16 protein-coding genes are annotated in these 18,441 nt (G+C 67.0%); 10 read left to right on the forward strand and 6 right to left on the reverse strand.

What is annotated here, in order from left to right:
* Nucleotides 1–89: 89 nt before the first annotated feature.
* From IX761_RS12035 to IX761_RS12060, 6 genes are read right to left on the reverse strand one after another with little or no spacing between them, the layout of a single operon-like run.
* Nucleotides 90–572 (reverse strand): chemotaxis protein CheW, encoded by a 483-nt coding sequence (locus IX761_RS12035; protein ID WP_194789809.1) that lies wholly within the window; start codon nucleotides 570–572, stop codon nucleotides 90–92.
* Nucleotides 565–5,853 (reverse strand): Hpt domain-containing protein, encoded by a 5,289-nt coding sequence (locus IX761_RS12040; protein ID WP_194789847.1) that lies wholly within the window; start codon nucleotides 5,851–5,853, stop codon nucleotides 565–567. Before IX761_RS12040 ends, IX761_RS12035 begins: the two co-directional genes overlap by 8 nt.
* An 11-nt stretch (nucleotides 5,854–5,864) precedes the next feature.
* A complete protein-coding gene (locus IX761_RS12045) occupies nucleotides 5,865–7,889 on the reverse strand; it encodes a methyl-accepting chemotaxis protein (RefSeq protein WP_416366775.1) in 2,025 nt (674 codons plus the stop codon).
* Between the two features lie 48 nt (nucleotides 7,890–7,937).
* Nucleotides 7,938–8,492 (reverse strand): chemotaxis protein CheW, encoded by a 555-nt coding sequence (locus IX761_RS12050; protein WP_194789811.1) that lies wholly within the window; start codon nucleotides 8,490–8,492, stop codon nucleotides 7,938–7,940.
* Nucleotides 8,489–8,854: a twitching motility response regulator PilH gene (gene pilH, locus IX761_RS12055; protein WP_194789812.1), complete on the reverse strand. Its 366-nt coding sequence runs from the start codon at nucleotides 8,852–8,854 to the stop codon at nucleotides 8,489–8,491. Before pilH ends, IX761_RS12050 begins: the two co-directional genes overlap by 4 nt.
* Nucleotides 8,855–8,902: 48 nt before the next feature.
* Nucleotides 8,903–9,304 carry a response regulator gene (locus IX761_RS12060; RefSeq protein WP_194789813.1) on the reverse strand — a complete coding sequence of 134 codons (402 nt, stop codon included), beginning with the start codon at nucleotides 9,302–9,304 and terminating at the stop codon, nucleotides 8,903–8,905.
* Nucleotides 9,305–9,490: 186 nt separating this feature from the next.
* On the opposite strand from IX761_RS12060, the gene gshB reads away from it, so the two are divergent.
* The 10 genes from gshB to IX761_RS12110 all read left to right on the forward strand — a co-directional run bounded on the left by gshB (nucleotide 9,491) and on the right by IX761_RS12110 (nucleotide 18,252).
* Nucleotides 9,491–10,444: a glutathione synthase gene (gene gshB, locus IX761_RS12065; RefSeq protein WP_194789814.1), complete on the forward strand. Its 954-nt coding sequence runs from the start codon at nucleotides 9,491–9,493 to the stop codon at nucleotides 10,442–10,444.
* A 91-nt stretch (nucleotides 10,445–10,535) separates the two neighbouring features.
* On the forward strand, nucleotides 10,536–11,435 hold the full coding sequence (locus IX761_RS12070; protein WP_194789815.1) for an energy transducer TonB: 900 nt from the start codon (nucleotides 10,536–10,538) through the stop codon (nucleotides 11,433–11,435).
* Between the two features lie 282 nt (nucleotides 11,436–11,717).
* Nucleotides 11,718–12,287: a YqgE/AlgH family protein gene (locus IX761_RS12075; RefSeq protein ID WP_194789816.1), complete on the forward strand. Its 570-nt coding sequence runs from the start codon at nucleotides 11,718–11,720 to the stop codon at nucleotides 12,285–12,287.
* The gene (gene ruvX / locus IX761_RS12080; RefSeq protein ID WP_023378332.1) at nucleotides 12,287–12,712 is read left to right on the forward strand and encodes a Holliday junction resolvase RuvX; all 426 of its coding nucleotides are present in this window, start codon (nucleotides 12,287–12,289) and stop codon (nucleotides 12,710–12,712) included. Before IX761_RS12075 ends, ruvX begins: the two co-directional genes overlap by 1 nt.
* Before the next feature lie 51 nt (nucleotides 12,713–12,763).
* The gene (pyrR, locus tag IX761_RS12085; protein WP_194789817.1) at nucleotides 12,764–13,282 is read left to right on the forward strand and encodes a bifunctional pyr operon transcriptional regulator/uracil phosphoribosyltransferase PyrR; all 519 of its coding nucleotides are present in this window, start codon (nucleotides 12,764–12,766) and stop codon (nucleotides 13,280–13,282) included.
* A 12-nt stretch (nucleotides 13,283–13,294) separates the two neighbouring features.
* The gene (locus IX761_RS12090) at nucleotides 13,295–14,299 is read left to right on the forward strand and encodes an aspartate carbamoyltransferase catalytic subunit (protein ID WP_194789818.1); all 1,005 of its coding nucleotides are present in this window, start codon (nucleotides 13,295–13,297) and stop codon (nucleotides 14,297–14,299) included.
* Nucleotides 14,296–15,567 carry a dihydroorotase gene (locus IX761_RS12095; protein ID WP_194789819.1) on the forward strand — a complete coding sequence of 424 codons (1,272 nt, stop codon included), beginning with the start codon at nucleotides 14,296–14,298 and terminating at the stop codon, nucleotides 15,565–15,567. Before IX761_RS12090 ends, IX761_RS12095 begins: the two co-directional genes overlap by 4 nt.
* Before the next feature lie 213 nt (nucleotides 15,568–15,780).
* Nucleotides 15,781–16,311: an ATP-dependent protease subunit HslV gene (gene hslV, locus IX761_RS12100; protein ID WP_194789820.1), complete on the forward strand. Its 531-nt coding sequence runs from the start codon at nucleotides 15,781–15,783 to the stop codon at nucleotides 16,309–16,311.
* 73 nt (nucleotides 16,312–16,384) lie between these two features.
* On the forward strand, nucleotides 16,385–17,728 hold the full coding sequence (hslU, locus tag IX761_RS12105) for an ATP-dependent protease ATPase subunit HslU (RefSeq protein ID WP_194789821.1): 1,344 nt from the start codon (nucleotides 16,385–16,387) through the stop codon (nucleotides 17,726–17,728).
* Nucleotides 17,729–17,874: 146 nt separating this feature from the next.
* The gene (locus IX761_RS12110; RefSeq protein ID WP_194789822.1) at nucleotides 17,875–18,252 is read left to right on the forward strand and encodes a gamma-butyrobetaine hydroxylase-like domain-containing protein; all 378 of its coding nucleotides are present in this window, start codon (nucleotides 17,875–17,877) and stop codon (nucleotides 18,250–18,252) included.
* Nucleotides 18,253–18,441: the final 189 nt, after the last annotated feature.

Below are 18,441 nucleotides of genomic sequence, written 5' to 3' on the forward strand. Positions count from 1 at the left end.
ATAGGGCTGCGAAGCAGCCCCAGGATTTCAGCGACAACGCATAGATTGCTGGGGCCGCTTTGCGGCCCTATCGCGACACAAGGCCGCTCCTACAGGGGAATACCCGCTTGTGATTGCAATTGCGCGTCACGCACCATCCGCTCCAGCGCCGCCAGGTCCGGCACCCGCGCCACTTGCTCGCCCACCTGCACCGCCGCCAGTTCCAGCGCGGCCAGCGGCACATCGACATAGTTGAGCTGGCTGTCGAGCTTGCACGAGCGCGGAATCCCTTGCAGCAGCAGCGCCAGGTAACGCAACCCGGTATCGCCCAGGGCATTGAGCACCACCACCCGCGCCCGCTCGCCACAGGTCGTCTGCCCGCCGCAGGCGGCCTCGAAACCGATCAACGGCAGGCGCTGCTGGCGCCAGTCCACCCAGCCCAGGTGCCAGGCTGGCTCGCCCGGTACACAGGCAAAGGCGCGATGGCCGATCAGCTCGGCCACCGCGACGTTGGGCAGCACCAGGGTGCGGTCGCCCAACGGTAGCAGCAGCCCGGTCAGGCTGCTGCGCTGGCCAGCAATATGTTCAAGCATGGCGCTGGCTCCAGTGTGCGATGCTGTGCAACAGGACCGACTCCTGGTACGGCTTGCCCAGGTATTCGTTGACGCCAATGGCCATGGCCCGTTCGCGGTGCTTCTGGCCGGTGCGCGAGGTGATCATGATGATCGGCAACTGTTTCAGACGCTCGTCGCGGCGGATGCGCGTGGCCACCTCGAAACCGTCCATGCGTGGCATCTCGATGTCCAGCAGCAACACGTCAGGGCGGTGTTCTTCGAGCAAGGCCATGGCATCGACGCCGTCCTTGGCGGTCAGCACGCTCATGCCGTGGCGCTCCAGCAGGCGGCTGGTGACCTTGCGCACGGTCACCGAGTCGTCCACCACCATTACCAGCAAGGCCCGGCGCGGCGCCGGGCCGGTCAGCCCGTGCCGGCTGTCGGCGGCCCCGGGCAGGCGCGCCAGGCGTCGCTGCTGGCCACGCAACTGGCCGAGCAGGTCAAGGATCAGCACCACCCGACCATCGCCCAGCAGCGTCGCCCCTGACAACCCCGGTACTGCGGCGAACTGCGGCCCCAGGCTCTTGACCACGATCTCGCGGCTGGGCGACAGGTTGTCGACCTGGATGGCGAACGACTGGTCGACGGAATGGGTGAGCAGCACCGGCAACGGCACGCTCTGGCCCAGCAGGTTGGGTTGCCCACCGCCCTGCACCAGTTCGCCGAGGTAGCGCAGCGCATAATCATGCCCCCCGTACTGGTAGCGCGGCGGGTCAAGCCGGTAGCAGGCTTCGAGCTCCGCTGGCGGCACGCGGACAATGCCTTCGATGGTATTGAGCGGGATGGCGTATTGTTCATCGCCCAGGTGCACCATCAACGCGCGGTTGACCGACACGGTGAACGGCAGGCGGATCAGGAAGCGTGCGCCCTTGCCCGGGCTGGACTCGATGCTCATCGAGCCGCCCAGTTGCTTGACCTCTTCATGGACCACGTCCATGCCCAGGCCGCGCCCAGAGATCTGGGTGATCTTCTCGGCGGTGGAGAACCCCGGGCGCAGGATGAATTGCAGGATCTCGTGGTCGCTCAGGCGCGCCTGAGGATCGAGCAGGCCACGCTTGATCGCCTTGTTGCGCACCGCCTCCAGCGGTACCCCGGCACCGTCGTCGCTCATCTCGATGACGATATCGGCGCCCTCGTGCAGCAGGTTGAGGTGGATGGTGCCCAGCTCCGGCTTGCCGGCGGCCAGGCGCACGTCGCCGGGCTCCAGGCCATGGTCGACGGCATTGCGCAGCATGTGCTCCAAAGGCGCCACCATGCGCTCCAGCACACTGCGGTCGAGTTCGCCCTCGGCATTGCCGACCACCAGCTCGACCTGCTTGCCCAGCTCGCTGGCCACCTGCCGCACCACCCGTTGCAAGCGCGGCACCAGGCGCTCGAACGGCACCATCAGGGTGGCGGTCAGGCCCTCCTGCAACTGGCTGTTGACCCGCGCCTGCTGCTGCAACAGGCCGTGGGTCTCTTGCGAGCGCTGCAGCAGGGTCTCCTTCAGGTCGAGCAGGTCCGAGGCCGACTCGAACAGCGCCCGCGACAGCTGCTGCAATTGCGAGTGGCGGTCCATCTCCAGCGGGTCGAAATCGTCGTAGGCGTCGCCTTCGAACTGCTGGCGGCTGGACATCCGCCCCTGGGTCTCGATGTCCAGGCGCAGCAACTGGTCGCGCATGCGCTCCAGCGTGGTTTCCATCTCGTTGAGGGCGAACTGCGCGTCGTTGACCTGCTGTTCGATGCGGCCACGGATCACCGCATGCTCGCCGGCCAGGTTGCCCAGGTCGTCGAGCAGTTCGGCATCGACCTTGACCATGTCCCCGGCCCGCTCGGGCGCGGCAGCAGGCACCTCGAGTGGTGCCGCCTCGGCCTGTGGCTGGGCGGCGGCGCTGTCGGTCAGCGCGGCGCTGGAGAAGTTGCGGATGTAGTCGATCAGCGCCGTGGCGGCATGCAGCGGCTGGCCCAGGCGCACGGCGTCGAGCATGTGCGCCAGGCGGTCGTGGCAGTTCTGTAGCAGGCTGAACAATGCCGGCGTGGGCGGCAGGCGCCCGGCGGCCAGAAGCTCGTAGAGGAATTCCAGTTCGTGGGCCAGGTCGCCGATGGCAGCGATCTCGACCATGCGCGCGCCGCCCTTGAGGGTGTGCAGGTCTCGCAGCAGGTTCTCCAGCTCTACCGTGCTGCGTGGGTCAGCCTGCCAGCGGCCCAGCGATTCGGCGGCGCTCTCGACGATGTCGGAGCTTTCTTCGAGGAAGACTTCCAGCAGCTCCTTGTCGCCGGCGCTCTCCGCCAGTTCATCGGCCGCTTCGGCCGGGCCGGGCGGCGGCGCGGTATGGCGGAACTCGCGCAGCTCGCCCAGCAGCGCCACCGCCGAGGCCGGTGCCTGGCCCTGGCGCAAGTGCTGCAACATGCCCGCCAGCGCATCGTGGCTGCGCCACAGCAGTTCGAACAGCGCCTCGCTGGCACCTAGCCGGCGATCCACCAGCCCTTCGTAGAGCAGGCCCAGCTCCTGGGCCAGTACCTCCACCGCGCCGAGTGCGGCCATCTGCGCACCACCCTTGAGGGTCTGCACGTCATGTTGCAGTGTCGACAGCGCCGACACGCTGTCCGGCTCGTGCTGCCACTGGCGCAGGGCCTGCTCGGCGCTGTCGAGGATGTCGCCGGCCTCGTCCAGGAACAGCTCGACCACCGCCGGCTCCGGCAGGTCGTCGAGCGCCGCCAGCGGGGTCACCGCCTCGGCACCGACCACGCCCATCGCCGTGGGGTCGAGCGCGTCATCGAGCAGCCCACGCAAGGCCGCCAGGCATTCGGGGCGGGCTTGCAGGTCCTGGCCGGCGGCGATCTCGTCGAGCATGTCGAGCAGCACTTCATGGGCCTGGCCGGCCACCTCGAAGAATCGCGCAGAGGCAGCCAGGCTGCCCTCTTCCACGGCCCCGTACAGGTCGAGCAGCCCTTCGCACACTTCGTCCACCTGCCACAACTCGGCCTGGTGGGCGGCGTGGCCGAGGCTGGTCATGGCGTCGAGCAGGCTTTCCAGGCTGTCGCGCCGGGCGGGGTGCGCCTGCCAGTGCGCCAGCTGCGCTTCGGCGTCGAGCAGCGTATCCATGCCCTGGCCGAGGAAGCTGGCGATCAGCTGCGGATCGCGGCGGCTGCGCCGCGGCTGGTGCGGGTCATCGGCCTGGCGCAGCGCAAGGCGCGCATCGACGGTCTGCCCGACCCGCTCGATCAGTTCGCCCGCGCCGGGGATCGGCGCCAGCGGCGAACTGCCCAGCTGCGCCAGCCCCAGGTGGAACAGTGCCCGGGCAGCCTCCAGCAACTCGATCTCGGCCACTTGCAAGGCCAGCTCGTGGCCCTTGTACTCGCGCACCAGGCGGTCGAGTGCGGTGGCCAGTTCCGCCACCGGCATCACCCCGGCCATGGCCGCACTGCCCTTGAGCGTGTGCAGCGCGCGTTGCAGGCCGTCGCTGACCGGCGTGCCGGCACCATTGGCGCTGTGCAGGTAGGCATCGAGCCCGGCCAGGTGGCCTTGGGCTTCGTTGCGGAAAATCTCCAGCAGCTGCGGGTCGAGGCCGTCGATGCTGGCAGCGGGCGGTATGTCGTTGAGCGCCAGGGCGTGCAGGTGGGCGGCCAGTTGCTCGATTTCGGCACTGGGCGGTACCTGGCTGGCAGCGAAATCGGCGAGCAGGTCGGGCAGGCGCACGAACACCTGCTGCAGCGCCACCAGGCCTTCGGCACTGAGCACGATGCGGCCTTCCAGCACACGGTTGAGCAGGTGCTCGGCGCCCCAGGCCAGCTCGGCCAGCGCCTGGGCATGCACCATGCGCCCGCTGCCCTTGAGGGTGTGCAGCGCACGCCGCACTTCGATCAGGGCATCGCGCAAGCTGTTGTCGGCTCGCCAGCGCAGCCAGTGGCGCTCGATCTCCGGCAACAGTTCGCCGGCCTCCTCCAGGAACACCTCGCGCAGTTCGTCGTCGATGCCATCGATGCTCTGGCTTGCACTGGCCTCGACCTGCTGGCACTGCACACCCAGCGCCGCGAGGCTGGTACGGGCCATGTCGATGAACGGCTGCGCGTCAGCCAGCGGGTCGGCCACCCGCCATTGCAGGTAGGCCTCGGCGGCGCACAGCACATCGGCCAGGTGCGCCAGCTCGTCCGGCAGCGGCTCGTCTTCCAGGTGCACCAGCCAACCCTGCACGTAGCCGGCCGCACCGGTGAACACTTCGGCGGCGGCTGGCAGCATCAGCATCGCCAGGGCGCCACGCACCTGTTGCAGCAGGCCAGGCAAGGCCTGCAAGCGCTGGCGCGACCAGTCCGACTCCAGGCAGTCGCCAATCAGGTCCTTGGCCTGCTCCAGCACGTTGAGCGCTTCGTTGAGTACCAGCTGACGGATTTCGGCGAGATCGGAGCCAGGCAGGCTGCCAGGGGCGGTTTCTTCCAGCGGGCCGACCATGCCATTGAGGGTCGCTTCCACGTACAGCAGCGCCCCGGCGACATCCATCAAAACGGCTTCGTCCACGCCGGTGTCCTGCTCCAGCAGTGCCTGCAAGGCCAGCACCTGGTCGATGATCACCCGCCGTGGCTGCTGGAAGCCCAGCACCGCCAGGGTGTCGGCCACATGGCGCAACGGCGCGACCAGGGTTTCGAGCGGCTCGCGCGCTGGGCGCTCACCGCTGACGAAGGGGTCGAGGCGCTCCTTGATGCGCATCAGGTCGTCACACAGGGCCATCACCACCGAACGCAGGGCGTCGCGCCCGGGGCCGGCCTGCATGTGCTCGCGCCAATTGCCCAGCGACAGGTCGAGGTTGGCCAGGTCTTCGGCACCCGCCAGGCGCTGCCCCAGGTCACCGAGCAGGCTGCCTTGGGCCAGCGGCTCGGCGCCACGGCACAGGCGCATCTGGTTGAGCAGCGGCATCACCACCAGTGGCAGGTCGTGGCGCGCGCCGCGCAAGCGGTCGAGGTACGGCGGCAGCTGCTCCAGCCCCCGGAACAACGCGCCCAGGCAATCCCCCCGTGGGTTGACCTGGCCGTCGGCCATGGCCCGCCCAAGCAGCTCGAGTTCTTCGGCCAGGCGCGTGGCGCCGGGCAGTTCGAGCATGCGCAGGCAGCCGTGCACCTGGTGCAGGTTGTCGACGAAGAAGGTCAGCGTCGACAGCTCGTCCGGCGCCCCGGTGAAGTGCTCCAGGGCCTGGCGCGCCTGGCCCAGGCAATCGAGGATCGGCGCCTTGACCCAGGCCAGGGCGACCGTGTCGTGCCGTTCGCGGCTCGCCGCCACCGAGGTCATGTTGGTTTCCTTCACGTGCGCTCCACCGGCGCCGGCAGGGTGAAGCCGGACACCGAGCGGCGCATCTCGCTGGCCATTCGCGCCAGGTGGCGGATGCTGTCGGCGGTGGCGCCGGAGCCGGCGGAGGTTTGCGCGGTGATCTGCTGGATGACCGACATGGTGTGGGAGATCTGCCCGGCAGAGGAGGTTTGCAACTGGGCGGCGTCGGAGATGCTGTGGATAAGTTCGGCCAGGGTCTGCGACACGCCCTCGATCTCGGCCAGGGCCACACCGGCGTCCTGCGCCAGGCGTGCGCCGCGCACCACTTCGGCGGTGGTCTGTTCCATGGAAGTCACCGCCTCGTGGGTGTCGGCCTGGATGGTGCGCACCAGCGCCTCGATCTGCCGGGTGGCCGACGACGAACGCTCGGCCAGGCGCTGCACCTCGTCGGCGACCACGGCGAAGCCGCGCCCGGCCTCGCCGGCCAGCGAGGCCTGGATCGCCGCGTTGAGGGCGAGGATGTTGGTCTGGTCGGCAATGTCGTCGATCAGGCTGACGATGTCGCCGATCTCTTGGGAGGACTCACCCAGGCGCTTGATCCGCTTGGCGGTGTCCTGGATCTGCTCGCGGATGTTGTCCATGCCGTTGATGGTGTTGTGCACCACCTCATTGCCTTTGTTGGCGATGGCCACCGAGCGCTCGGCCACCTTGGCCGACTCGTAGGCGTGGGCCGACACCCGGTCGATCGACTCGACCATGTCGCCCACCGCCTCGGACGCTTCGCTGATCTGCTCGGCCTGGTGCTCCGAGGCCTTGGCCAGCTGGCGCGCGGTGTTCTGGGTGTCCTGCACGGCGGCGGCGACCTGCACGGCGCTGTGGTTGATGGTCGCGACCAGGTCGCGCAGCTGGTCGACCGAGTAGTTGATCGAGTCGGCGATGGCGCCAGTGAAATCCTCGGTCACCGAGACTGTGACGGTAAGGTCGCCGTCGGCCAGCTCTTCGATCTCATCCAGAAGACGCATGATCGCCTGCTGGTTACGTTCGTTCTTTTCAGCGGTCTCGCGCAGTTGGCGGTGGGTGGCGCGCACCATCACCAGGCCGATGAGGATGATGCACGCCAGCGCCAGCAAGCCGAGTACGTAGCCGCCGACGGTGTCGAGGGTGCGCCCGCCGGCCAGGTTCTCGAAACCGTTGGCCAGGTGCGAGGCTTCATCGAGCAGGGTTTGCGACAAGCTGAAGATATTGCCGGCGGCCTCACGCACCCGGAACAGCTCGGGCGAGGTTTCCAGAATTTCGTCCACGGAGCCGGCGACGAACTGGAACAGTTCGGCGATCTCGCCCAGGCGTGCCCGGGCGTCGGCGTCCTCGACCCGGGTCACCTGGAGTGCCGGGTTGCCGGCGAGCATGCCTTCGAGCACCTGGCCGAACCGGCTGGCGTCGCGGCCGAAGGCATCGGCGGCCTGCACCGAGGTCTCATCGCCAGCCAACACCGTGTTGACCGAGCCGAGGATGCGCTCGGCCAGCAGCAGCTGGCGCTGGGCCACCGCCACCTGGCTGGCCGGGGCGCCGCTTTGCAGGAGGATCTCGACGACCTTTTCGTACTCCACTTGCAACTGCGGCACGGTTTCGGCCAGCGTGGCCGCCACCTGGTGCAGCGACAGCACGGTCTGCTCGCTGGCGAGGATGGTGTCGGTGTTCTTGCGCAGGTTCTCCCAGTCCTGGCGCACGGCGTCCATCTCGTCGCGCACCGCCACCGGCGCAGCCGGCAGGCCAGTGCTCTTGTCGCCCTCGCGCAGGTAGCCCCAGCGCCGCTCGAAATCGTTGCGCGCGTCACTGAGCAGGCGGAACGCCAGGGCCTTGCCGGCCGCCGCCTCGGTGGCGTTCTTGGCGATGCGTTGCGACAGCACGCGCAGCTCGCCGGCATGGCCGATGTACTGCTTGTCGTGGTTGGCCTGGGTGTTGAGGTAGGCGAAGTTGGCGAACAGCAGGACGATCGACAGGATCAGCACCACGAACAGCACGGTGATCTGCGCGCTGCTGCGCGGGCGTTGGGCCACGGCGGCGGGGGAAACGGTGGGGCCAGGCTTGTTCACGTCGAAAATCCTCTACAACGCCACATCGAGAAAGCCCGGCGCCTGGGCCAGGGCGAACGGGCTGAAGATCGCCCAGTTGCGCTCGCGGGCAAAATGCCCTTGCACGAAGGCGGCGGCGGCGCGAATCAGGGGCTGCGGCGGCGACAGCTCGAGGCTGCTCAGGGCGAAGTGCTGCAGGCCCACCACTTCATCCACCAGCAGCCCGGCGAACAGTTCTTCATGGTCCAGCACCAGCACCCGCCGCTGCTTGCCGGAGGCGGCAGGGCCCAGGCCGAAGAAGGCGCACAGGTCCATCACCGGCAACAATCGCCCACGCAGGTTGGCCACGCCACGCACCCAGGGCTGTACGCCTGGCACCCGGCTGCTGCGCGGCTCGCGCAGCACTTCGGCGACTTCGCCCATCGGGGCGACGAACCATTGCCCGGCAATGCGAAAACCGATGCCGCTCCACTGTTGCAGGCGGGTGTCCTGCGGTGGCTGGTCGGCCACCAGCAAACGGCAGCGCCGGTCGATGTCCAGCAGCAGCTCGAAAGCGGTCAGCGACGCGCCCTGGGGCCGGGTGGTCAAGCCTTGAGCACTTCTTCAAGCTTGGCGATCAGCGCCTCTTCTTCCACCGGCTTGGTCAGGAAATCCCGGGCGCCCTGGCGGGTGGCCCAGATCCGGTCAGTCTCCTGGTCCTTGGTGGTTACCACTACCACCGGGATGGCGCTGGTTTCAGGGTCCTTGCTCAACTGGCGGGTGGCCTGGAAGCCGTTCATGCCGGGCATGACGATATCCATCAGCACCGCGTCGGGCTTCTCCTGGCGGGCCAGGGCCACGCCGTCGGCACCATTGCTGGCCTTGAGCACCTGGTGGCCGTGCTTCTCGAGCCATTCGGTCAAGCGGTACATCTCGGTCGGCGAATCGTCGACAATCAGAACTCGGGCCATGCTGTTTCCCCATGAGGAACGTGAGGCGCCGCCAACGTTCGGGCGGCGTCAGGGTGCGGGTTGTTCGGGCGCGGCGAAACCGGGCACATGGGCGCGGATTGCGTCGAGCAGTTCGTCCTTGCTGAAGGGTTTGGTCAGGAACTGGTCGGAGCCGACCACCCGGCCGCGGGCCTTGTCGAACAGGCCGTCGCGCGAAGACAGCAGGATGACCGGGGTGTCCTTGAATTCGCTGTTGTGCTTGATCACCGCGCAGGTTTGATAGCCGTCCAGGCGCGGCATCAGCACATCGACGAAGATGATGCGGGGCTTGTGGTCGACGATCTTGGCCAGGGCGTCGAAACCGTCGCTGGCGGTGATCACCTCGCAGCCCGCCTCGCCGAGCAACATCTGGGCGGTGCGGCGGATCGTGCGGGAGTCGTCGATCACCATCACCTTCAGGGGTTGTTCCATAGTGCGTTTCTGCCTGGGAGCGGGTTCGCCAAAGGGCCGTGCAGGCCACGTGCCAGGCCTTTTTAGCACACTCCGCAGGGGCATTCCATCCGCCCGCCCCCTTGACCCGGCGCGCGCCCGGCGCCACCCTGAGCCACTTTCATTTTCGAGCCATCGCGGCCACCCGCCGCCAAGAGGAATTACCCCATGAGCGTTCGCCTCGGGATTGTCATGGACCCCATCGCGTCCATCTCCTATAAAAAGGACAGTTCGCTGGCCATGCTGCTGGCCGCCCAGGCCCGTGGCTGGGAGCTGTTCTACATGGAGCAGCGCGACCTGTACCAGGGCGAAGGCAAGGCCCGTGCGCGGATGCGCCCGCTGAAGGTGTTCGCCGACCCGGCGCGCTGGTTCGAGCTGGGTGACGAGCACGACAGCCTGCTCAATGAGCTGGACGTGATCCTGATGCGCAAGGACCCGCCCTTCGACATGGAGTTCGTCTACAGCACCTACCTGCTGGAGCAGGCCGAGAGCGAAGGCGTGCTGGTGGTCAACCGCCCGCAGAGCCTGCGCGACTGCAACGAAAAACTGTTCGCCACGCTGTTCCCGCAGTGCACCCCGCCCACCCTGGTCAGCCGCCGCCCGGACATCATCCGCGAATTCGCCGCCCAGCACGGCGACGTGATCCTCAAGCCGCTGGATGGCATGGGCGGCACCTCGATCTTCCGCCACCGGGTTGGCGACCCCAACCTGTCGGTGATCCTCGAAACGCTCACCGCCCTGGGCGCCCAGCAGATCATGGCGCAGGCCTACCTGCCGGCAATCAAGGACGGTGACAAGCGCATCCTGATGATCGACGGCGAGCCGGTGGACTACTGCCTGGCGCGCATCCCGGCCAGCGGCGAAACCCGCGGCAACCTGGCCGCCGGTGGCCGTGGCGAAGCCCGCCCCTTGAGCGAGCGCGACCGCTGGATCGCCGCCCAGGTCGGCCCCACGCTACGCGAGAAGGGCCTGCTGTTCGTCGGCCTGGACGTCATCGGTGAACACCTCACCGAGATCAACGTCACCAGCCCGACCTGCATCCGCGAGATCGACGCCGCCTACAACACCGACATCGGCGGCAAGCTGATGGACGCCATTGATCGAAAGCTCAAGGCGCGCTGACCGAGGACAGGTGGCAACACCGCGCGGTGGGGTATGATGCCGGTCCTTTTCGACTGAGCCGCTGCCCTACCGAGTGGTTGCTGGATACCCGATGACGCTGCAAGCCGACATCCCGCCCGACATGCTGCCACCCCGCGTTCGCCCGGTGGACCGGCTCGGCTTTACCCTGTTCCTGGCCGCGCTGGTGCACCTGGCGCTGATCCTGGGTGTGGGTTTCACCGTGATCAAACCGGCTGAAATCCGCCACACCATGGACATCACCCTGGCCACCTTCAAGAGTGAGAAGGCCCCCGAGAAGGCCGACTTCCAGGCCCAGGAGAACCAGCAGGGCAGTGGCACCCTGGACAAGAAGGCGGTGCCCAAGACCACCGAGGTCGCGCCGTTCCAGGACAGCAAGATAAACAAGATCACCCCGCCACCCGCCGCCAAGGTAGAAACACCACCCCCACCGGCCAAGGCCGTGGTCGCCACCCAGGCACCCAAGCCGCAGAAAGTTGAACCCAAGCCCAAGGAAAGCAAACCGCAGCCCAAGGCCGAGGCCAAAGTGCCGGACTTCGACAGCTCGCAGCTGTCCAGCCAGATCGCCAGCCTCGAGGCCGAGCTTTCGAATGAACAGCAGCTGTACGCCAAGCGCCCGCGCATCCACCGCCTGAACGCCGCCTCGACCATGCGCGACAAGGGCGCCTGGTACAAAGAGGAGTGGCGCAAGAAGGTCGAGCGCATCGGCAACCTCAACTACCCCGATGAAGCCCGGCGCCAGCAGCTTTACGGCAGCTTGCGGCTGATGGTGTCGATCAACCGTGATGGCTCGCTGTTTGAGGTCATGGTGCTGGAATCGTCCGGCCAGCCGGTGCTGGACCAGGCGGCCCAACGCATCGTGCGCCTGGCGGCGCCGTTCGCGCCATTTACCGGGGATATGGCGGAGTTCGATCGGCTGGAGATCATCCGGACCTGGCGCTTTGCGCGTGGGGACCGACTTTCGAGCAACTGATTGGGGCCGCATCGCCGGCAAGCCGGCACCCACCCGACGGGTTGGCTCGTCCACTGTAGGAGCGGCCTTGTGCCGCGAAAGGGCCGCAACGCGGCCCCACGATTTCAGGGTGAAAGCTGAGATTGCCGGGACCGCTTCGCGGCCCTTTCGCGGCACAAGGCCGCTCCTACAGAAAAGCTGCGCAAGACAGTTGCTCCCACCCTGACCGCATAAACCAAAGCTTTGCGCTATCCCTGTGGGAGCACCTTGCCAGCCCCGCCACCTGACGCCACACTATCCCCCATGAAAACCCTCGCCCCCAGCTACCTCAAGCACCAGTTCCTGATCGCCATGCCACACATGGCCGACCCGAACTTTGCCCACACCCTCACCTACATCGTCGAGCACAATGCCAACGGCGCCATGGGGCTGGTGGTCAACCGCCCGCAGGAGCTGAACCTGGCCGACATCCTCGAGCAGTTGCGCCCGGATGAGCAGCCGCCCGCCAGCACGCTGCAGGTGCCCATCTACCAGGGCGGCCCGGTGCAGACCGACCGTGGCTTCGTGCTGCACAGCAACGAGTGCAGCTTCCAGGCCACGGTGGCGCTGGAAGGGCTGTCGCTGACCACGTCGCAGGACGTGCTGCTGGCCATCGCCGCTGGCGTGGGCCCGAAACAGAGCCTGATCACCCTCGGTTACGCCGGCTGGGAAGCGGGCCAGCTGGAGGCCGAGCTGGCCGACAACGCCTGGCTCAACTGCCCATTCGACCCCGAGATCATCTTCGGCATGGCCAATGACCTGCGCCTGGACGCCGCCGCCGCCAGCCTGGGCATCAACCTGAGCTTGCTGACCAGCCAGGCGGGGCACGCCTGATGGCCGAGCTGCGCCTGCTGCTGGGCTTCGACTACGGCAGCAAACAGATCGGCGTGGCCGTCGGCCAGGTCATCACCGGCCAGGCCCGCGAGCTGTGCGTGCTCAAGGCGCAGAACGGAGTGCCGGACTGGAACCAGGTCGAGAAGCTGATCAAGGAATGGAAGCCCGACGCCATCGTCGTGGGCCTGCCGTTGAACATGGACGGCACCCCCAGCGACATGAGCGAGCGCGCCGAGAAGTTCGCCCGCCGCCTGAACGGGCGCTTCAACCTGCCGGTGCATACCCACGACGAACGCCTGACCACCTTCGAAGCCAAAGGCGAGCAGATGGCCCGTGGCGGCCGCCACGGCAGCTACCGCGACAACCCGGTCGACGCCATCGCCGCCGCCCTGCTGCTGCAAGGCTGGCTGGAGGCCAACACTTAATTCCGCTTTGCCGCCGGAGTGACCCGGCGCCCGCCTTCCGAGGAGCACGCAATGAGCCTACCCAATCCCGCCGACCTGATCCGGCAGATGGCCGTCGACCTTCGCGCCCACCTGGCCCGCCGTGAAATCACCGAACCACGCTTCATCGGCATTCGCACCGGCGGCGTCTGGGTGGCCGAGGCCCTGCAAGTCGAAATGGGCGACCAGAGCCCGCTGGGCACGCTGGATGTGTCGTTCTACCGTGACGACTTCAGCCAGAATGGCCTGCACCCACAGGTGCGCCCCTCGGAGCTGCCGTTCGAGATCGAAGGCCAGCACCTGGTGCTGGTGGACGACGTGCTGATGAGCGGCCGCACCATCCGCGCCGCCCTCAACGAACTGTTCGACTACGGTCGCCCGGCCAGCGTGACGCTGGTGTGCCTGCTGGACCTGGATGCCGGCGAGCTGCCGATCCGCCCCAATGTGCTGGGTGCCACCCTGTCGCTGGCCACCCATGAACGGGTAAAATTGACCGGCCCCGCGCCGCTCGCCCTCGAGCGCCAGGACCTCGCTTCCGCTTCCGCCCTTTAAGAGTCCCCCGCGATGACGCCATTCGACGCCAAGCGCCCGCTGCAGCTCAATGACCAGGGCCAGCTGCGCCACTTCCTCTCGCTCGACGGTTTGCCCCGCGAACTGCTCACCGAGATCCTCGACACCGCCGACTCGTTCCTCGAAGTCGGTGCCCGGGCTGTGAAGAAAGTCCCGTTGCTGCGCGGCAAGACCGTGTGCAACGTGTTCTTCGAGAACTCCACCCGTACCCGTACCACCTTCGAACTGGCCGCCCAGCGGCTGTCGGCGGACGTGATCAGCCTGAACGTGTCGACCTCCTCGACCAGCAAGGGCGAGACCCTGTTCGACACCCTGCGCAACCTCGAGGCCATGGCCGCCGACATGTTCGTGGTGCGCCACTCCGACTCCGGCGCCGCCCACTTCATCGCCGAGCACGTGTGCCCGGACGTGGCGGTGATCAACGGCGGTGACGGCCGCCATGCGCACCCCACCCAGGGCATGCTCGACATGCTGACCATTCGTCGGCACAAGGGCAGCTTCGAAAACCTGTCGGTGGCCATCGTCGGCGACATCCTGCACTCCCGCGTGGCCCGCTCGGACATGCTCGCGCTCAAGGCGCTGGGCTGCCCGGACATCCGCGTGATCGGCCCGAAAACCCTGATCCCGATCGGCATCGAGCAGTACGGGGTGAAGGTCTATACCGACCTGGCCGAAGGCCTGAAGGACGTCGACGTGGTGATCATGCTGCGCCTGCAGCGTGAGCGCATGGCCGGCGGCCTGTTGCCCAGCGAAGGCGAGTTCTACCGCTTGTTCGGTTTGACCACCGCACGCCTGGCCGGCGCCAAGCCCGACGCCATCGTCATGCACCCGGGCCCGATCAACCGGGGCGTGGAGATCGAATCGGCGGTAGCCGACGGCAAGCACTCGGTGATCCTCAACCAGGTCACCTACGGCATCGCCGTGCGCATGGCGGTGCTGTCCATGGCCATGAGCGGGCAGAACGCGCAACGTCAACTCGAGCAGGAGAACGCCCAGTGACCCTCAGCATCATCGGCGCCCGGGTCATCGACCCCGCCAGCGGCCTGGACACCATCACCGACCTGCACCTGGATGGCGGGCGCATTGCCGCCATCGGCGGGGCCCCGGCCGGTTTCAGCGCCAGCCGCACGCTCCAGGCCGACGGCCTGGTGGCCGCCCCGGGCCTGGTCGACCTCGGCGTGTCGCTGCGCGAGCCGGGTTACAGCCGCAAGGGCACCATCGCCAGCGAGACCCGCGCGGCGGTTGCCGGCGGTGTCACCAGCCTGTGCTGCCCGCCGCAGACCAAGCCGATCCTGGACACCTCGGCAGTGGCCGAGCTGATCCTCGACCGCGCCCGTGAAGCGGCCAACAGCAAGGTCTACCCGATCGGCGCCCTGACCAAAGGCCTGGAGGGCGAGCAGCTGGCCGAACTGGTGGCCCTGCGCGACACCGGTTGCGTGGCCTTCGGCAACGGCCTGAAAGAGATCCCCAACAACCGCACCCTGGCCCGCGCGCTGGAGTACGCCGCCACCTTCGACCTGACCGTGGTATTCCACTCCCAGGACCGCGATCTGTCGCAAGGCGGCCTGGCCCACGAAGGGCCGATGGCCAGCTTCCTCGGCCTGCCCGGCATCCCCGAGAGCGCCGAAACCGTGGCCCTGGCGCGCAACCTGCTGCTGGTCGAGCAGAGCGGCGTGCGCGCGCACTTCACCCAGATCACCAGCGCCCGTGGCGCGCGGCTGATCGCCCAGGCCCAGCAGTTGGGGCTGCCGGTCACCGCCGACGTGGCGCTGTACCAGCTCATTCTGACCGACGAGGCCCTGCGCGATTTCTCCAGCCTGTACCACGTACAGCCGCCGCTGCGCAGCGCCGCCGACCGTGATGGCTTGCGCGAGGCGGTGAAGTCGGGGGTGATTCAGGCGATCTCCAGCCACCACCAACCCCACGAGCGCGACGCCAAGCTGGCGCCGTTCGGTGCCACCGAGCCGGGTATCAGCAGCGTCGAGCTGTTGCTGCCGCTGGCCATGACATTGGTCGAGGACGGCCTGCTCGATTTGCCGACGTTGCTGGCACGCCTTTCCAGCGGCCCGGCCCAGGCCATGCGCCTGCCGGCGGGCGAGCTGAAGGTGGGTGGCGCGGCGGACCTGGTGCTGTTCGATCCGAAAGCCTCGACGGTGGCGGGAGAGCAGTGGTATTCCCGCGGCGAGAACTGCCCGTTCATCGGCCACTGCCTGCCGGGCGCGGTGCGTTATACCTTGGTCGATGGGCACATCTGTCACGAAGCCTGAGTAGGCCTTCCTGGCCTCATCGCCGGCAAGCCGGCTCCCACAGGAAAACCACTGAGCTCATGCCTGTGGTACTCCTGTGGGAGCCGGCTTGCCGGCGATGAGGCCGGAGCTGGCAAACATCAACCATTCATCCCCCCCGGTTGAAATCCTTCCCCCCTCCCCCCATATGACTCTCCATCAGGCATTTTCGCCCCGCTGCGTGGAGACTCTCCCTTGACTACCATCGTTTCTGTCCGCCGTAACGGCAAAGTCGTCATGGGCGGCGACGGCCAGGTTTCCCTCGGCAACACCGTGATGAAAGGCAACGCCAAGAAAGTCCGTCGCCTGTACAACGGCCAGGTCATCGCCGGCTTCGCCGGTGCCACCGCCGACGCCTTCACCCTGTTCGAGCGCTTCGAAGCCCAGCTGCAGAAACACTCCGGCCACCTGGTGCGCGCTGCCGTCGAGCTGGCCAAGGAATGGCGCACCGACCGTTCGCTGAGCCGCCTGGAAGCGATGCTGGCCGTGGCCAACAAGGACGCCTCCCTGATCATCACCGGCAACGGTGACGTGGTCGAACCCGAGGATGGCCTGATCGCCATGGGTTCCGGTGGCGGTTACGCCCAGGCCGCGGCCCGCGCCCTGCTGAACAAGACCGACCTGTCGGCCCGGGAAATCACCGAGGCCGCGCTGAATATCGCCGGTGACATCTGCGTGTTCACCAACCACAACCTGACCATCGAGGAGCAGGACCTGGCCGACTGATCAGTTGTTCTGGCGTCCCGCCCACGGCGGGACTTTTCCACACTGATCAGGCTGTCCGAGGACCATTTTCATCATGTCCATGACCCCCCGCGAAATCGTTCACGAACTCAACCGCCACATCATCGGCCAGGACGACGCCAAGCGCGCCGTCGCCATCGCCCTGCGCAACCGCTGGCGCCGCATGCAGCTGCCTGCCGAGCTGCGTGCCGAAGTCACCCCGAAGAACATCCTGATGATCGGCCCCACCGGCGTGGGCAAGACCGAAATCGCCCGCCGCCTGGCCAAGCTGGCCAACGCGCCGTTCATCAAGGTCGAAGCCACCAAGTTCACCGAGGTCGGCTATGTGGGCCGTGACGTCGAATCGATCATCCGCGACCTGGCCGATGCCGCGCTGAAGATGCTGCGCGAGCAGGAGATCGTCCGTGTGCGCCACCGCGCCGAGGACGCCGCCGAAGATCGCATTCTCGATGTGCTGCTGCCGCAGGCGCGCACCAGCAGCTTCGCCGAGGAGGCCGCGCCGTCGAGCAGCGATTCCAACACCCGCCAGCTGTTCCGCAAGCGCCTGCGTGAAGGCCAGCTGGACGACAAGGAAATCGAGATCGAAGTAGCCGATGCGGTCGGTGTCGAAATTGCCGCGCCACCCGGCATGGAAGAGATGACCAACCAGCTGCAGAGCCTGTTCGCCAACATGGGCAAGGGCAAGCGCAAGGCGCGCAAGCTTAAGGTCAAGGACGCGCTGAAGATGGTGCGTGACGAAGAAGCCAGCCGCCTGGTCAACGACGAAGAGCTCAAGGCCAAGGCCCTGGAAGCGGTCGAGCAGCACGGCATCGTGTTCATCGACGAAATCGACAAGGTGGCCAAGCGTGGCAACGTCGGCGGCGCCGATGTGTCCCGCGAAGGCGTGCAGCGCGACCTGCTGCCGCTGATCGAAGGCTGCACGGTCAACACCAAGCTGGGCATGGTCAAGACCGACCACATCCTGTTCATCGCCTCCGGCGCGTTCCACCTGAGCAAGCCGAGCGACCTGGTGCCCGAGCTGCAGGGTCGCCTGCCGATCCGTGTCGAGCTCAAGGCCCTGACCCCGGAAGACTTCGAGCGCATCCTCAAGGAGCCGCACGCCTCGTTGACCGAACAGTACCGCGAGCTGCTCAAGACCGAAGGCCTGAACATCGAGTTCGCCGACGAGGGCCTCAAGCGCTTGGCCGAGATCGCCTTCCAGGTCAACGAGAAGACCGAGAACATCGGCGCCCGTCGCCTGCACACCCTGCTCGAGCGCCTGCTCGAAGAGGTGTCGTTCAGCGCCGGTGACCTGGCCAGCGCCCACGACGAGACGCCGATCCACATCGACGCCGCGTACGTGAACAGCCACCTGGGCGAGCTGGCGCAGAACGAAGACCTGTCGCGCTACATCCTGTAAGACAGCGTCGCCATCTTCGCGGGCAAGCCCGCTCCCACAGGGACTGCACGATCCCTGTGGGAGCGGGCTTGCCCGCGAAAGGGCCCTTGAATCCCAGCCCAAGAAGCTGGAAGCTGACTCCATCAGCTCCCGAGAGATTCCAGCCCATGGCCCGCTTGCCCACCGCCATCAACCTGCACAAAGCCTCGAAAACCCTCACCCTCACCTACGCCCCCGGCGAGGTCTACCACCTGCCCGCCGAGTTCCTGCGGGTGCACTCCCCCTCCGCCGAGGTCCAGGGCCACGGCAATCCCATCCTGCAATTTGGCAAGATCAACGTCGGCCTCAACGGCCTGGAACCGGCCGGCCAATATGCACTGAAACTGATCTTCGACGATGGCCATGACTCAGGATTGTTCACCTGGGAGTACCTCGAACAGTTGTGCCTGCGCCAGGAACAGCTGTGGGCCGAGTATCTGGATGAATTGCACAAAGCCGGCAAATCCCGCGACCCGTCCGAATCGGTCGTGAAACTGATGCTCTAGCGCAAGGGCTCCAGGCTTTAGAGCGCATTTTCTAATCTCATCTGCTTGAATGCGAGAACAGCAGCCCAAGACGGGCTGTCTTGCGCATTACATGAAAGTCGGGTAACCAATGGAGCTGGCAAGTTCCCTGCATTGCTTTTCAGGCAGGGCCAGGCCGGTATGTAGACGTCGCGAGCGAAAGCAGGTTGT

Origin of the sequence: Pseudomonas sp. UFMG81 (assembly GCF_015354575.1) — a bacterium.
In the GTDB taxonomy this organism is placed as follows: domain Bacteria; phylum Pseudomonadota; class Gammaproteobacteria; order Pseudomonadales; family Pseudomonadaceae; genus Aquipseudomonas.

What these genes read in the sequence shown, in the direction of transcription:
- hslU (WP_194789821.1), top strand. Translation starts at nt 16,385, where the DNA reads ATGTCCATGACCCCCCGCGAAATCGTTCACGAACTCAACCGCCACATC.
- gshB (WP_194789814.1), top strand. Translation starts at nt 9,491, where the DNA reads ATGAGCGTTCGCCTCGGGATTGTCATGGACCCCATCGCGTCCATCTCC.
- IX761_RS12090 (WP_194789818.1), top strand. Translation starts at nt 13,295, where the DNA reads ATGACGCCATTCGACGCCAAGCGCCCGCTGCAGCTCAATGACCAGGGC.
- IX761_RS12070 (WP_194789815.1), top strand. Translation starts at nt 10,536, where the DNA reads ATGACGCTGCAAGCCGACATCCCGCCCGACATGCTGCCACCCCGCGTT.
- IX761_RS12040 (WP_194789847.1), bottom strand. Translation starts at nt 5,853, where the DNA reads ATGACCTCGGTGGCGGCGAGCCGCGAACGGCACGACACGGTCGCCCTG.
- IX761_RS12035 (WP_194789809.1), bottom strand. Translation starts at nt 572, where the DNA reads ATGCTTGAACATATTGCTGGCCAGCGCAGCAGCCTGACCGGGCTGCTG.
- IX761_RS12110 (WP_194789822.1), top strand. Translation starts at nt 17,875, where the DNA reads ATGGCCCGCTTGCCCACCGCCATCAACCTGCACAAAGCCTCGAAAACC.
- ruvX (WP_023378332.1), top strand. Translation starts at nt 12,287, where the DNA reads ATGGCCGAGCTGCGCCTGCTGCTGGGCTTCGACTACGGCAGCAAACAG.
- pyrR (WP_194789817.1), top strand. Translation starts at nt 12,764, where the DNA reads ATGAGCCTACCCAATCCCGCCGACCTGATCCGGCAGATGGCCGTCGAC.
- IX761_RS12075 (WP_194789816.1), top strand. Translation starts at nt 11,718, where the DNA reads ATGAAAACCCTCGCCCCCAGCTACCTCAAGCACCAGTTCCTGATCGCC.
- pilH (WP_194789812.1), bottom strand. Translation starts at nt 8,854, where the DNA reads ATGGCCCGAGTTCTGATTGTCGACGATTCGCCGACCGAGATGTACCGC.
- IX761_RS12060 (WP_194789813.1), bottom strand. Translation starts at nt 9,304, where the DNA reads ATGGAACAACCCCTGAAGGTGATGGTGATCGACGACTCCCGCACGATC.